Source organism: Pseudomonas sp. Van50, from assembly GCF_055390755.1.
This window is the reverse complement of sequence record NZ_AP024343.1, coordinates 2,476,649-2,490,749: the sequence shown is the minus strand read 5'-3', so window position 1 is coordinate 2,490,749 and position 14,101 is coordinate 2,476,649. Positions and strand designations below refer to the sequence as shown.

General features: G+C 60.6%; 19 protein-coding genes. 6 read left to right on the top strand and 13 right to left on the bottom strand.

Translation table 11 applies throughout. The annotated features are described in order from the left end of the window. Nucleotides 1–32 precede the first annotated feature (32 nt). On the top strand, nt 33–335 hold the full coding sequence (locus ACZ5M5_RS11065; RefSeq protein ID WP_103308401.1) for a hypothetical protein: 303 nt from the start codon (nt 33–35) through the stop codon (nt 333–335). A gap of 289 nt (nt 336–624) precedes the next feature. Next, the gene (locus ACZ5M5_RS11060) at nt 625–837 is read left to right on the top strand and encodes a cold-shock protein (RefSeq protein WP_003179963.1); all 213 of its coding nucleotides are present in this window, start codon (nt 625–627) and stop codon (nt 835–837) included. Nucleotides 838–904: 67 nt separating this feature from the next. Here ACZ5M5_RS11060 and ACZ5M5_RS11055 read toward each other — a convergent pair whose 3' ends face one another. Further along, on the bottom strand, nt 905–1,219 hold the full coding sequence (locus ACZ5M5_RS11055) for an I78 family peptidase inhibitor (protein WP_060738177.1): 315 nt from the start codon (nt 1,217–1,219) through the stop codon (nt 905–907). Nucleotides 1,220–1,375: 156 nt separating this feature from the next. Further along, nucleotides 1,376–1,681 carry a hypothetical protein gene (locus ACZ5M5_RS11050; protein ID WP_060738178.1) on the bottom strand — a complete coding sequence of 102 codons (306 nt, stop codon included), beginning with the start codon at nt 1,679–1,681 and terminating at the stop codon, nt 1,376–1,378. A gap of 129 nt (nt 1,682–1,810) precedes the next feature. Here ACZ5M5_RS11050 and ACZ5M5_RS11045 point away from each other — a divergent pair, with 129 nt between their 5' ends. Continuing rightward, nucleotides 1,811–2,008, top strand: a complete 198-nt coding sequence (locus ACZ5M5_RS11045; protein ID WP_072405216.1) for a hypothetical protein — start codon at nt 1,811–1,813, stop codon at nt 2,006–2,008. A gap of 45 nt (nt 2,009–2,053) precedes the next feature. On the opposite strand, the gene ACZ5M5_RS11040 is transcribed toward ACZ5M5_RS11045, so the two are convergent. The 8 genes from ACZ5M5_RS11040 to ACZ5M5_RS11005 form a co-directional block, all read right to left on the bottom strand. Continuing rightward, nucleotides 2,054–3,082, bottom strand: coding sequence for a nucleoside hydrolase (locus ACZ5M5_RS11040; protein WP_072339745.1), 1,029 nt, complete (start codon nt 3,080–3,082; stop codon nt 2,054–2,056). Nucleotides 3,083–3,112: 30 nt separating this feature from the next. After that, entirely contained in the window at nt 3,113–3,517 is a 405-nt protein-coding gene (gene rbsD, locus ACZ5M5_RS11035) for a D-ribose pyranase (protein ID WP_060738181.1), read from the bottom strand. Further along, nucleotides 3,514–4,428 carry a ribokinase gene (rbsK, locus tag ACZ5M5_RS11030; RefSeq protein WP_464739016.1) on the bottom strand — a complete coding sequence of 305 codons (915 nt, stop codon included), beginning with the start codon at nt 4,426–4,428 and terminating at the stop codon, nt 3,514–3,516. The genes rbsD and rbsK overlap by 4 nt, the downstream gene beginning before the upstream one ends. A gap of 23 nt (nt 4,429–4,451) precedes the next feature. Then, a complete protein-coding gene (locus tag ACZ5M5_RS11025; RefSeq protein ID WP_464739015.1) occupies nt 4,452–5,471 on the bottom strand; it encodes a LacI family DNA-binding transcriptional regulator in 1,020 nt (339 codons plus the stop codon). A gap of 3 nt (nt 5,472–5,474) precedes the next feature. After that, complete coding sequence (locus ACZ5M5_RS11020) at nt 5,475–6,452, bottom strand: ABC transporter permease (protein ID WP_060738184.1); 978 nt, start codon at nt 6,450–6,452, stop codon at nt 5,475–5,477. Further along, entirely contained in the window at nt 6,449–8,002 is a 1,554-nt protein-coding gene (locus tag ACZ5M5_RS11015; protein WP_092199022.1) for a sugar ABC transporter ATP-binding protein, read from the bottom strand. Before ACZ5M5_RS11015 ends, ACZ5M5_RS11020 begins: the two co-directional genes overlap by 4 nt. Nucleotides 8,003–8,057: 55 nt before the next feature. After that, nucleotides 8,058–9,017, bottom strand: a complete 960-nt coding sequence (locus ACZ5M5_RS11010) for a sugar ABC transporter substrate-binding protein (RefSeq protein WP_060738186.1) — start codon at nt 9,015–9,017, stop codon at nt 8,058–8,060. Nucleotides 9,018–9,150: 133 nt separating this feature from the next. Beyond that, nucleotides 9,151–9,603 carry a hypothetical protein gene (locus ACZ5M5_RS11005; protein ID WP_103308405.1) on the bottom strand — a complete coding sequence of 151 codons (453 nt, stop codon included), beginning with the start codon at nt 9,601–9,603 and terminating at the stop codon, nt 9,151–9,153. A gap of 204 nt (nt 9,604–9,807) precedes the next feature. On the opposite strand from ACZ5M5_RS11005, the gene ACZ5M5_RS11000 reads away from it, so the two are divergent. Together ACZ5M5_RS11000 and ACZ5M5_RS10995 are read left to right on the top strand one after the other, a co-directional pair. Continuing rightward, nucleotides 9,808–10,107, top strand: coding sequence for a DUF1654 domain-containing protein (locus ACZ5M5_RS11000; RefSeq protein WP_053121397.1), 300 nt, complete (start codon nt 9,808–9,810; stop codon nt 10,105–10,107). A gap of 5 nt (nt 10,108–10,112) precedes the next feature. Continuing rightward, nucleotides 10,113–10,802, top strand: coding sequence for an endonuclease (locus ACZ5M5_RS10995; protein WP_060738188.1), 690 nt, complete (start codon nt 10,113–10,115; stop codon nt 10,800–10,802). Nucleotides 10,803–10,958: 156 nt separating this feature from the next. Here ACZ5M5_RS10995 and ACZ5M5_RS10990 read toward each other — a convergent pair whose 3' ends face one another. Beyond that, entirely contained in the window at nt 10,959–11,324 is a 366-nt protein-coding gene (locus tag ACZ5M5_RS10990; protein WP_092199037.1) for a penicillin-binding protein activator LpoB, read from the bottom strand. Between the two features lie 247 nt (nt 11,325–11,571). Between ACZ5M5_RS10990 and csrA the strand changes: the two genes are divergently transcribed. Continuing rightward, nucleotides 11,572–11,766, top strand: a complete 195-nt coding sequence (gene csrA / locus ACZ5M5_RS10985) for a carbon storage regulator CsrA (RefSeq protein WP_003179932.1) — start codon at nt 11,572–11,574, stop codon at nt 11,764–11,766. Nucleotides 11,767–11,959: 193 nt separating this feature from the next. On the opposite strand, the gene ACZ5M5_RS10980 is transcribed toward csrA, so the two are convergent. After that, nucleotides 11,960–12,415, bottom strand: a complete 456-nt coding sequence (locus tag ACZ5M5_RS10980; protein ID WP_060738190.1) for a DUF2214 family protein — start codon at nt 12,413–12,415, stop codon at nt 11,960–11,962. Between the two features lie 286 nt (nt 12,416–12,701). After that, nucleotides 12,702–14,084, bottom strand: a complete 1,383-nt coding sequence (gene cysS, locus ACZ5M5_RS10975) for a cysteine--tRNA ligase (RefSeq protein ID WP_103311022.1) — start codon at nt 14,082–14,084, stop codon at nt 12,702–12,704. Nucleotides 14,085–14,101 lie beyond the last annotated feature (17 nt).

The following is a 14,101-nucleotide window of genomic DNA, read 5'->3' as shown; positions in this document are numbered from 1 at the left end:
ACAGAACATCGACCCACAAGGAGCATCCCCGCATGCGTCTCAATACCCTGTTCGCCGTAGTCGCCCCCATTGTTCTGCTGCTGCCGTTGAGTGCCCACGCCGACTGGCCGAAGGGCGAGCGGGATAAATACATGGCCCAGTGCACCCAGGCCGCTACCCCGCAGATTGGCGCGGCGGCGGCGAAATCCCACTGCGCCTGTGGCGCCGACGCCATCAAGTCCTACCCGGCCTCGGACATCCAGGCGCTGATGGACAACAAGGCCACCCCGGAGCTTCAACAAAAAGCACTGGGCCAGATTGCAAAATGCAAGGCCACTGACAAGCCGAAAAAGTAAGGAAACAGGTCTTCCAGATAGACGCCACAAGGCTTAAAAACATTGATTTCAGGCTTTTTGGGACGATTTATTCAGGTTTTACAGCTTTTTTTATCGTCTTTACTTTCGGCTCAAAGCCTTTAAAACCGGGCCTTTCAGCGGGTAAAGGCGATAAAGTAAACACGACTGATTGGCAAACAACGCCTGCGGGGGGCTCCCAAATCGAACATTTCGACTATGATACCCGGGTGTGCCCAGTTGGCCTGAGCAGCACAGTACACTGAAAATATATGTTTCTTGGAGATACACCATGTCTAATCGCCAAACCGGCACCGTTAAATGGTTCAACGATGAAAAAGGCTTCGGCTTCATCACTCCTCAAGGTGGCGGTGACGACCTGTTCGTACACTTCAAAGCTATCGAAAGCGACGGTTTCAAAAGCCTGAAAGAAGGCCAGACCGTTTCCTTCGTGGCTGAGAAAGGCCAAAAGGGTATGCAAGCTGCACAGGTTCGCCCAGAGTAATTTCTCGGCGCACAAAAAAACCCCGTCCATGTGACGGGGTTTTTTATGGGCGATTGAAAACCATCAATCAGCCACAGTTCACCCGGTTGATCACCAGGTTGGCATCGGTATTGAGGTTCAGGCGATCGGAGCGGTACTCGAGCGTGACCATGTCGTTGGGCTTGAGGATCCGGGCATTCTGCGCGCCGGCACGGGTACGGGCCTGCTCCAGCAACTGTGGCGAGGCCTTCTTGCCAATGGCGAACTCGGCGGCCTTTGCTTCGCAGCGGCTGTGACCGGTCTCGGCCGCCACAGGTTCGGGGGTCGATTCAGAGGTGCTGCTGCAACCGCTCAAGAACATGGCGGCCAGCAAAGTACTCAATGACGCGAGCTTCCAAGGCATGAAGCCTCCTTTTTTCGATGAATAAACAGAGAACGTGCGACAGCCCAAACGGCGCTTGGTTTCAACACCGCAGGCATCAGCCTGGGGAAAGCTGGCAGTTTGCCTGAGCCCGTTCCCGCTGTTCAGGCCTGAATCGTGACTGGATATGAACGCGGCTCAATAAACATCAATGTAATCGAAGGGCGGATTGGGCCAGTTGTCCTTCAGCGCGTTGTAGATCTGCATGACCCAGACCTCGTCGCTGGCAGCGACCCGACCGACGTACCCCGAACCCTTCGCCCAAGTTTCGAGCCGAAACCGCAAACCCTCGATGTCAACGCCACCGACCACACCCGAGGACAAATAGGCGATGCCGTCCTTGGTCACGCGCAGCTGGGTATGCTCGTCGTCACTGGCCGAGGCCAGCAATTGACGAACCGCCTCGACGGTCAGGCCATCAGGAGCGTTCAAATCTATCTGCACGGCGAAGCTCCTTTGAAAAATAAAGGAACAAGTGTCGCACAGCCCTCCCCCAATGCCTAAGTCGCAGTGCCAAATCCCGGGCAAAAATGTTTAACTCAGCCTACAGACCTCCAACTCGCGAGCCCGACCATGAGCACCGTCAGTATCGAAGCCACCATCAATGCCAAATGGTCGGAGGGCCACAGCTCCTATAGCCCCGGAAGCCCGGAGGAACTGGCAATCATCTGCATAGAGTTGTTGGTGAAAGAGTTGGGGATAGAAGTCGCCCGCAACTTCATCCAGCAGACATTCGAGCGCTACCCGAGCATCGTCGACGCCGTGGATTGAGGCACGCGCCCGCAGGTCCAGCCTGGGGGCGCTATGCCAGGCAGATTACTTCAGGCGCGCCAGGCGCTCGGTCAGCAAGTCAAAGAACCCCTGGGCATCGCCGTTTTCCACCCAGAACGCGTTCTTCGGCGCTTTCAGGCCATCGTACCAGTCGACGATGGTCTGCCCGAACGTCGGGCCCTCGCGACTGTCCACCACGACATTGACTGAACGACCAGTGAACAATTGCGGCTTGAGCAGGTAGGCAATCACGGTCGCGTCATGCACCGGCCCGCCCGTCATGCCGTAGTGCTCCATGTCGCCCTTGACGTATTCGTTGAGGATATCGCCCACCAGCTTGCTGGCATTGTTGTTCAGCGCCGCGATCTGCTTCAGGCGCGCCTCGCTGGTGAGAATCTTGTGGGTCACGTCCAACGGCAGGTAGGTCAGCTTCACGCCGCTCTTGGCCACCACCTCGGCCGCCTGCGGATCGGCGAACAGATTGAACTCGGCCACCGGGGTGATATTGCCGCCGTTGAAGTGCGCACCGCCCATGATCACCACTTCCTTGATGCCCTGGACAATGTCCGGTTCCTGGACCAACGCCAGCGCCAGGTTGGTCTGCGGCCCGAGCATGGCAATGGTGATGCTGTGGGGCTTGGCCGCCTTCAGCGTGTCGATCAGGTAGTTGACGGCATTGCCTTCGGCGAGCCCCTTCTTCGGCTCATGCACCGTGACACCCGACAGGCCTTCCTTGCCATGGATGTTTTCTGCGTAGATGGGCGTGCGCATCAAGGGTTTCGGCGCACCGGCGTAGACCGGCACGTCTTCGCGCCCTGCCCATTCACGGGCCAGGCGAGCGTTGCGCGAGGTCTTGTCCAGGCGCACGTTGCCGGCGACGGTGGTCAGCGCACGAATATGCAGTTCCTCGGGCGACGCCAGGGCGAACAGCAGCGCCACCACGTCGTCGGCGCCTGGGTCGGTGTCGATGATCAGGTCGATCTTTTCCGCCGCCTGGGCGCTCGTTGCAGTGATCAATGACAAAAGCAGCAGACTCCGGATCAGTTGATGCATTTTCTCAGCATAGCGGTGCATGGCGCACTCCTTGTGCAGGGTTGAACAGGGTTAGAACGTCACTCCAGCGACCAGCACGATATTGCAGTACGGCGAGCATTCGCCTGTGCGAATGATCGCCCGTGCCTGTCGGCTGATGACCTTGAATTGCTCATGGCTGACCAACGCCCGCTCACCCAACGCCCCCTCGGCATTCAGCGTCTCCAGGGTTGCCAGGGCCAACGGCTGTTTGTCGAGGATTTCCTCGGCCAGGACATGGCTTTCCACCTGCATTTCGCTGAGCACCACCTTCAAGGTGCTGACGAAGTCAGGAATGCCATGGGTCAGGGCCAGGTCGATCAATTCGACCTGGGGCGGCACGGGCAGGCCGGCATCCCCGATGACCACCTTGTCGCCATGGCCGAGGGAAGCGATCAGTCGGGACAGTGCCACATTCAATAACGGCGTCTTTTTCATGATTTGAAAGCCTGTACTTCCAGCAACGTGGGGATTGAAGGTTGCGCGCCGGCGCGGGTGACCGACAGCGCGGCAGCGACCTGGCCGAAACGAATCGCATCGACCTCGCTTTTGCCGCTGGCCAAGGCTGCCGCGAAGCCGCCGACAAAGGTATCCCCGGCGGCCGTGGTATCCACGGCCTTGACCCGCGGGGCCGGGAAATGCTCGAAGCTGGCGCCGTTGGCGAACATCAGCCCCTGGGCCCCCAGGGTGACGATCACCTTGCCGGCACCGGCGGCGATCAAGTGCGCGGCGGCGGCCTCCGCGGTTTCCAGGGAATCCACCGCCAGCCCGCTCAGCACCGCTGCTTCGCTTTCATTGGGAATCAAGTAGTCGATGCAGGCATACCAGTCGGCGGGCAACGCATGGGAAGCCGGCGCTGGGTTGAGGATGACGATTTTGCCCAACGCCCGCCCGCGCTTGAGGGCATGGCCGACGGTGGCATCCGGCACTTCGAGCTGGCAGATGATGACATCGGCGCTTTGCAGCACGTCATCGACACCGTCCAGGACCTCGGCGGTGAGCGCACCGTTGGCACCGGCGACGATAACGATCGCATTCTGGCTGTTGTCGTCGACGACAATCAGCGCCACGCCACTGGAGCCCTCCTCCACGCGGACCGCCTGGCAGTCGATGCCCTCGGCCAGCAATGCGCCGCGCAATTGCTCGCCATAGGCATCGTCGCCCACGCAGCCGACCATCGACACCTGCGCCCCCAGGCGCGCGGCGGCTACCGCCTGGTTGGCGCCCTTGCCACCCGGAATGGTGGCGAACGACTCGCCGATCAGTGTTTCACCGCCACGGGGCAAGCGCGGCGCCCGGGTCACCAGATCCATGTTCAGACTGCCTATCACCACTACTTTTGCTGGCATACATCACTACTCATCAATTCGGTTCAGCGGTATTGGGCGAATGTACCGGACAGCGGTGCAGTCGACTCTCGCAAGACAATACTCGGCGTCACGATCCGCTGGTCGGTGGCAAGGCCCGGCGTAGCGATACGCAGCAGCAGCACTTCGGCCGCCATCTCCCCGAGCTGCAGGATCGACTGCCCCACCGTGGTCAACGCCGGGTAGACATAGCGGCTCATCTGGATGTCATCGAAACCGATGACCGACAGTTCGCTGGGCACGCGCACATTGCGTTCAGCCGCGGCGCGCAGCACACCGATGCCGATCATGTCGTTGGCCGCGAAGATCGCGCTGGGCGGCAGCTGTTCAAGCAGTTGCGCAGCGGCGCGGTAACCGCCGGTACTGGTGAAATCGCTCTCGAGCATGCGCTCGACGGGCAGCTCGATCCCGGCCTCTTTCAGCGCCCGGCAGTAACCGGCCAGGCGCATCTGCGCCACGCTGGTATCGGCCGGGCCGCCGATGAAGGCGATGTCGTGGTGACCCAACTCCAGCAGGTGCCGGGTCGCCAGGTAGGCGCCGTATTCATGATCGATGCGCACCAGGTCCGCGTCGACGCCCTCGAGCCCGCGGTCGACGATCACCATGGGCGTGCGCACGCTGGCCAGGCCCTCGGCCAGGCCGACATCGCCTCCGGCGGACGCGAAGATCAGGCCATCGATGCGTTTTTCCAGCAGCACCCGCAGGTAGCTGCGTTGCTTGTCCGGGTTGTCGTCGGAGTTGCACAGGATCACGCAATAGCCGTTGCGCTCACAGTAATCCTCGATGCCCCGGGCCAACTCGGCAAAGTAAGGGTTGAGGCTGTTGGGCACCAGCAGGCCGATGGTCGCCGTGGTCTTGGCCTTGAGCGACCGGGCCACGGCGCTGGGCACATAGTCCAGGCGCTCGATGGCCGCCTCGACCTTGAGCCGCACTTCTTCGCTGACCGGCCGCGTCTTGTTCACCACGTGGGACACGGTGGTGTAGGAAATCCCCGCGAGCGCTGCTACATCCTTGATCGTCGCCATGGTTCAACCCCGCCGACTGGCGCGCTGACTGCGATAGGTATCGAGCACGACCGCCACCACGATCACCGCACCGGTGATGATGCGCTTGGTCGGCTCGGTAGCGCCGATCTGCGCCAGACCCGCCGCCAGCACGGAGATGATCAACACGCCAAAGAAGGTACTGATGACCGAGCCTCGCCCACCCATCAGGCTGGTACCGCCGATGACCACCGCAGCGATCACCTGCAGCTCCAGCCCTGAGCCGGCGTTCGGGTCCGCGGCTTCCAGGCGGGAAATCTGGAACAACGCCGCCACGCCGGCCAGCAAGCCCATCAGGCTGAACACCAGGATCTTGTAGGGCTTTGGATTGATGCCGGCCAGGCGCACGGCTTCTTCATTGGTGCCGATGCCGATCAGGTAGCGACCGAACACTGTGCGGGTCAGCACCGCCTGGGCAATGAAGATCACCAGCAAGGCGATGATGAACGAAGGCGAGATACCAAAGGCGATGGGGTTGGAAAGCCAGGCGAACGAGTCGCCGATGTAGGCGGTCCGGGAACCGGTCATCTGGTACGCCAGGCCCCGGGCCATTTCCAGCACGCCGAGGGAGACGATGAACGATGGAATCCGCCACGCAACGGTGATCGAACCGGTGACCGTACCCGCCAGCGCCGCCACGGCCATGCCGAGCAAGGCCGACGGCCAGACGCTCCAGCCCCAGCCGAGCACGGCCACGCTGACCGTCGAGGCCGCCAGTGCCAGCACCGAGCCCACCGACAGGTCGATGCCGCCGATGATCAGGATGAACGTCATGCCGACCGCCAGCACCATCAGGTCGGGAATCTGGTTGGCCAAGGTGCTGAACGTGTCATAGGACAGGAAATGGCTGCTCAGGGTTGAGAACAGCGCGACCATGGCCAGCAGTGCGCCGGCCAGGCCCAGGTAGGTCCCGAGGCCATAGAAGTTGCCACTCGATTTGCCGACGGCAGATGCGGTTTTCATGAAAAATCCCTAGGCGCTGCTTCGTTGAGCAACGCATCACGTTTCTGGTAGCCGGCGAATGCGGCGGCAAGCAAGTCATCCTGGGTCCAGCTGTCGCGCTCGAAGGTGTCGATCAGGCGCCCGGCGGACAGCACGCCGATTCGGTCGCAGATCAACATCAGTTCCCGCAGGTCACTGGACACCACGACCAGCGCCTTGCCCTGGCGAGTCAGCTCGCCGAGCAGCGCATAAATGTCGAATTTGGCGCCGACGTCGATGCCACGGGTCGGCTCGTCGAACAGCATGACCGCGCAATCGCGTTCAAGCCAACGACCGATCACGACCTTCTGCTGGTTGCCGCCCGACAGCTCGGACACCAACTGGGTCGGGCTGGAACTGCGGATGCGCATGGCATCGACCTGGCGCTGCGCCAAGGCCAGTTCGGCGCTGCCGTTGACCAGACCGGCACTGGAAATCTCCGGCATGTTACCCAGGGCAATGTTGGCGGCGATGGACTGCGTCAGCAGCAAGCCTTCGCCCTTGCGGTCTTCGGTGATCAACGCGATGCCATGGGCCACCGCATCGGACGGCGAGCGAATGCTCACCACCCGGGCCGGCGAACCCAGCGCCACCGTGCCGCTGTCGGCCGGATCGGCACCGAAGATCAGCCGCAACAGTTCGGTGCGCCCTGCCCCGATCAGGCCAGAGATGCCGAAGATCTCGCCACTGCGGACTTCGAAGGACACGTCGCGGACCTTGTCGGAACGGGTCAGGCCTTTAACGGTCAACGCCGGCGCGCCGATCTGGCGAGGGCCAAGGTCGATATGCTCGCCCAGCTCCCGGCCGACCATCAGGGTCACCAGTTGCTCGCTGTCGTAGTTGGCCATCGGCTCGACGCAGACCAGGTTGCCATCGCGCAGTACCGCAATGCGCTGGGCGACCCGCGCCAGTTCTTCGAGACGATGGGAAATGTAGATGATCGCCACGCCACGCGCCTGCAAGCGGGTGATCTGCTCAAAGAGCATTTCGACTTCGCGGGCCGTCAGCATGGCGGTCGGCTCATCGAGAATCAGCACATGGCAATCGCCAATCAGGTTGCGGGCGATCTCGACCATCTGCTGGTGACCGATCCCCAGCTCGCCGACCAGCGTGTCGGGATCGATCGCATCGAGCCCCACCTGGGCCATGGCCTCGATGGCCGCCTTGCGCAATTGCTTGCGACTGATCCAGCCGCCGTGGCTGGGCAGGTTGTCGAGGAACAGGTTTTCAGCCACGGACAGGGTCGGCAGCAGGTTGAGTTCCTGCATCACCATGCGCACACCCAGCTCTTCAGCCTGGGTCCGGCTGCCAGGACGATAATCCTGCCCCTGAAACTGCATCTGCCCGGTCGTCGGCGTCACCAGCCCGCCGATGATCTTGGACAGGGTGCTTTTGCCGGCGCCATTTTCACCGGTCAGGGCCAGCACTTCACCGCGCATCAACGTCAGGTTGATATCGGTCAGTACCGGCTGGGCATAGGTCTTGCCGATACCGCTGACGCACAGGACAGCGTTCGGGTCGCGAACGGACATAACAAACTCTCCAATGCGCTCGCCCGGATGGGCGAGCACCGTTGTGGCGCCAGGATTACGGCTTGGTCACCAGCTCGACCGGAGTTTCGATAACGCCGTTGGTACCGCTGTCGACTTTTTCGCCCTTGAGCATCTTCAGCGCTGTTTCGATGCCAAACACGGCCTGCTTGGCGGCGAACTGGTCGGCAGTCGCCAGGACACGACCGTCCTTGAGCATTGGCTTGATGGCGTTGATGTTGTCGTAGCCGACCACTTGCACTTTGCCGGCCTTGCCCGCCGCGCGCACGGCCGATACGGCACCGACCGCCATGCTGTCGTTGCCGGCCAGCAGTGCCTTGATGTTCGGGTATTCGCTGAGCATCGACGCGGCAACCTGGTTGCCTTTGTTGATTTCCCAGTCGCCGGATTGCAGGGACACGACCTTGACCTGCGCCGCCTCCATCGCATCCTTAAAGCCCGCGGTGCGTGCCTGGGCGTTGGTGGTGGTGGAGACACCTTCGATGATGCCGACTTCGTCACCGGCCTTGAGTTGCTTGGCCAGGTACTCGCCCACCAGCCGCGCGCCCTTGCGGTTGTCAGGGCCTACGAACGGTACGTTGATGTTCTTGCTCTTGACCACGGCCGGATCGAGTTGGTTATCGATGTTGATGACCGTGATGCCGGCATCCACGGCTTTCTTGATCACCGGCACCATGGCCTTGGAGTCCGCTGGCGCGATGATCAGGGCATCGACCTTGGACACGATCATCTGCTCGACGATGCGGATCTGGTTGGCGGTGTCGGTTTCATCCTTGATCCCGTTGGAGATCAGGTCGAAATCGGCGGAGTGTTCCTTCTGATAAGCCTTGGCGCCGTCTTCCATGGTCAGGAAGAATTCGTTGGCCAGGGATTTCATAACCAGGGCAACCTTGGGCTTTTCTGCGGTCTGGGCGAATGCCGAGGAGATAGGCAGCGCAGCGGATGCGGCCGCGAGCATGGCAACAGCGAGAAGGCGTCCAGCGAATGGCAACTTCATGGGTTCACTCCGATCTTATGATTATTGTGAGCAAATCAATGCACGGAACGCCGCGCAAACGTTTGCGTGAAGTGAACTATGGTAAGGCTTCGCAGATTTGTCAACGTTGCGGTTTGACCCGCAACGTTGAAACTCAGACCGTCGTATTGACCACCGAACCCGAACCGCTGCCCTTGGACAACTCCGTGACCAGGTGGCCGGTGACTTCCAGCAAAGCGCCACTGGTATCGGCGATCTGCCCCTGGACTGCCATGACCGCCGAAGTCTTGGCTTCCTCCGTGGCATAGTCGCGCGCCTGTGCAGCGGCCAGTTGCTGTTGCTGCTCCCTGAGCTGCTGCTGAAGCTCTTGCATCCGCTTGAGCAGCACCTGGACCGCCACGCTCTGGGTGCTGCCACCCTCCTGCGCCTGGTCGGTTGCTTCAGCGCCAGCGCCCATGCCCGTACGGACCTTGCCCGAGGTTTGCGTTGTACCCAGGGCCTCATCGGCGGCCTGGTCTTCTGCCTCGCTCAAAGCCTTCAGGGTGGCGGCGGATTTTCCGCCGATGGTCACCGCTGCCGCATTGGGAAAGCCGATGGAAAACGACATGTCAAAACTCCATGAAGGGGGATTCCTACGAAGGTCATCGCCCGCCGAAGCCGTTTCTTGAGCGCCCACTGAAACCCGTCGATAGCTTCGTCACCCTGAGCGGCAACACCCGTGTACATCAGCCGATAAAAAATTCCTTTTTCCCACACCAAAACGAAAAAAGTGCTGTCAGACGATCTTCTTGAATTTTAAGTAGTTGCGTAAATGCCTACGGTTAAATACTGTATGCCCGTACAGCTTAATAAGGATAATCCTGTGGCCACCCCCTCCGCTGCAACCACCCCCTTAGATTCCTATACACGACTCGGCCTCCGGGTCTCGAAAATCATCAACGCCCCCACCGCGCAAAAAGCCAAGGCCGCCCTGATCTTCCGCCTACCCGACGAGCCGGTGGATGAGTGGGAGCGCCTCCTGGAAGAAATCGACGAGAACGACAACGTGACCCTCGCCTATCGCGACGATGGTGGTGTGCAGGTTTTCTGGGTTGTGCCGAAGGAAGATTGAGCCTGATGAGTGTTCGCTGTTTAGCTTTTTTGCTTGTGTTCATCGCCATGGGCGCACAGGCCGGCGCCCCGCGCACCTTCAACGAAGCCAAGAAAATCGCCTGGAAGCTCTATGCTCCGCAATCCACCGAGTTCTACTGCGGCTGTAAGTACACCGGCAATCGCGTGAACCTGGCCGCCTGCGGTTACGTACCGCGCAAGAATGCCAGCCGTGCTGCCCGCATCGAGTGGGAGCATATTGTCCCGGCCTGGCAGATCGGCCATCAGCGTCAATGCTGGCAAGAAGGCGGTCGCAAGAACTGCACCCGCTATGATCCAGTCTATCAACGGGCCGAGGCCGACCTGCACAACCTGGTGCCGAGCATCGGGGAAGTGAATGGCGATCGCAGCAATTTCAGTTTCGGCTGGCTGCCGGAGCAAAAGGGCCAATACGGCTCATGCCTGACCCAGGTGGATTTCAAGGCCAAGAAGGTCATGCCCCGCCCTTCCATCCGGGGGATGATCGCCCGGACCTATTTCTACATGAGCAAGCAATATGGCCTGCGCCTGTCGAAACAGGACCGGCGCCTGTATGAAGCCTGGGACAAGACCTACCCGGTCGAAAGCTGGGAACGTCAGCGCAACCAGAGCGTGGCGTGCGTCATGGGACGCGGGAACGAGTTCGTGGGACCGGTGGACATGAAGGCCTGCGGTTGACCTTGCACTTGCGAACAGCACAAAACCAACTGTGGGAGCGAGCTTGCTCGCGATAGGGACAGGCCAGTCAACATCAACGTTGGCTGATCCACCGCTATCGCGAGCAAGCTCGCTCCCACAGGTTTTGGGACTTTTCTGACTTTTTGGGCTGCCCGATTATTGAGCGGTCGGGTAATCCACCACCAACGTCTCGATGTTGCGTTTCTTCGCCCGGACCAGGGCGGCCGTGACCTGCTCCTGCTTGGCTTGGGCTTCGGCCTCGGAGCTGAAAGGGCCGACCAAGACGCGCTCCTTGCCGTTCTCCCGCACCACGTTCGACATGAAGCTGTGCTCGATGAGCCAACCGGTCAGGTCGCTGACAGCCTGCGGTGTCTCGCCACGAACCTCGACGGCCCACTGCGGCGCGGCAGCGACGGCCGGTGCGGAGGTGGCGGCGGGTTTCGGCTTCGGTGCTTCGACGTCACGCCCTTCACCGCATCCTGCCAGCACCAATACCGCGATAACCCAAGCCAATTTACGCACAACGTTTCCCCTGGAAGACATGAGGCATGGATTTTAGCACCCGTGCCTCTCAAGATCGCCGCAAACAATGCTCAAAACACGAGAATCCTGCCCGGCGTCTCTGTATAGTCGCACCCTGGGAATTAATGCTGCATCTGCACGTCAGAAAGAGGCACCCACATTGTGACACTTAGCACTAATCTATAAGCAGTACCGACATCTGCACTGTCTGAATCAGGTGCCCTATAAAGCAATCAAGGAGAACACCATGCTGATACTCACCCGCAAAGTCGGTGAAAGCATAAACATTGGTGACGACATCACGATCACCATTCTGGGCGTTAGCGGCCAACAAGTACGGATCGGCATCAACGCCCCGAAAAACGTTGCGGTGCATCGTGAAGAGATCTATCAGCGTATTCAGGCCGGCCTTACCGCCCCTGACAAGCCGCAAACTCCCTGAACATTGCAGCAGTCCGCAGCCAGCCCGTTTGCATCATCGCAATGGCTGGCTAAAGATTCTGGCCGACTGCGCCGCACCCTGCCCCACCCCGCCTTCTTTCGCCCCGCCCGTGAATCGATACTAATGGCATGGCGTTTGGCATGGCTGTCAGACGTTTCGTTTTAATGATGACGAAGCAGGCGTTCGCGGCCGGTCAGCCCAAGCCAACGCCGCGCGCCATGCCTGTGGCGGCGACGACCATCAAGATCAGTAACAAGGCTTCGATGTGGCTGATCCGTGCAAGTCGGCCGGCTTTCGAAGGATCGATCGCCCTCCCTTTGCCCAGTGCCATCCGCCATTTGATCAAGGCGATCATCGGCACGATCTCTAGCAGCAGAATCAGCAGCAGCAACGTCATCTTCAAGTGAAAAAGCGGCTGATGCAGGTAGTAATCCGTGCCTTTTTCGTACCCGCCGAAAGCGCGCATCCCCCCGGTCACCAACAGCACCAGGGCCGACAGGCCCCACAGGTTGTCTGCAACCAAGACACCCCGCACCGCGTCCACACCGCCCGCCAGGCGCCGTAGCGCCGTGCCGCGCGTCAGCACCGCCCAAAACCCGAGGGCGAACGCCAGCAGATGAATTGCCGCAAGCGACCAATGAGCCAACATGGAAGACTCCTGACAGTGGGAACGTCGAATCGACCAGACAGTACTAGCTCATGAAGGAATGATTGCCAGGCTGAGCACAAAAAAATTGTGGGATCTTCAATGTATGCGATGCCTGGAACCGCTCAAAAAACTGTGGGAGCGAGCTTGCCCGCGATGGCAATCTTTCATTCAACATTACCGTTGACTGATCCGACGCTATCGCGAGCAAGCTCGCTCCCACAATTGGATGAACACCACCGGCCCTGTGGGAGCGGGCTTGCCCGCTCCCACATAGACCCGGGTGGACTCAGTCCGCCAGACGCCAGGTCGTCCCGCCCTTCCCGTCTTCCAGCACCACGCCCATGGCGGTGAGCTGGTCGCGGATGCGGTCGGATTCGGCCCAATCCTTGTTGGCCCGGGCAGCCAGGCGTGCCTGGATCAATGCCTCCACCTCGGCGGCGTCCACACGGCCTGCGGCACCGGCCTGCAGGAAGTCATCGGCTTCGAGCTGCAACACACCCAGCACGCTGGCCAGCTCTTTCAGGCGGGCCGCCAGGCCGGCCGCGGCATTGAGATCGCTCTCACGCAGGCGGTTGATCTCACGCACCATCTCGAACAGCACCGCGCAGGCTTCCGGCGTGCCGAAGTCGTCGTTCATCACTTCGGTGAAACGCGCCACGAACGCTTCGCCACCGGCAGGCGGCACGGCGGGCAGGCCCTTCAACGCATGATAGAAACGCTCCAGGGCACCCTTGGCGTCCTTGAGGTTATCTTCCGAGTAGTTGATGGCGCTGCGATAGTGGCTCGACACCAACAGGTAACGCACAACTTCCGGGTGATACTTGTCGAGCACGTCGCGGATGGTGAAGAAGTTGTTCAAGGACTTGGACATCTTCTCGCCGTTGATCCGGATCATGCCGCAATGCATCCACGCGTTGGCGTAGGTCTTGCCGGTGGCCGCTTCGCTCTGGGCGATTTCGTTTTCGTGGTGGGGGAATTCCAGGTCGCTGCCGCCGCCATGAATGTCGAAGGTCTCGCCCAGGCAGCAGGTGGACATCACCGAGCATTCGATGTGCCAGCCCGGACGCCCGGCGCCCCATGGCGATTCCCAACTCGGCTCGCCCGGCTTGACGCCTTTCCACAGAACGAAGTCCAGCGGATCTTCCTTGGCTTCGTCGACCTCGATCCGCGCACCGATGCGCAGGTCTTCGATCTTCTTGCGCGACAGCTTGCCATAGCCCATGAACTTGCCGACGCGGTAGTACACGTCACCATTGCCCGGAGCGTAGGCGTAGCCCTTGTCGATCAAGGTCTGGATCATCGCATGCATGCCCGGAATATGGTCGGTGGCACGCGGCTCCATGTCCGGCTTCTTGATGTTCAGGCGCGCTTCATCTTCGTGCATCGCCGCGATCATGCGCTCGGTCAACGCTTCGAACGACTCGCCGTTCTCATTGGCGCGGTTGATGATCTTGTCGTCGATGTCAGTGATGTTGCGCACGTAGGTCAGGTCATAACCGCTGAACCGCAGCCAGCGGGTCACCAGGTCGAAGGCGACCATGCTGCGACCATGGCCGAGGTGGCAGTAGTCGTACACGGTCATCCCGCAGACGTACATGCGCACCTTGTTGCCATCCAGCGGCTTGAAGACTTCTTTGCTCTTGGTGAGCGTGTTGTAGATCGTAAGCACGGTGTTTCCTTAAGACT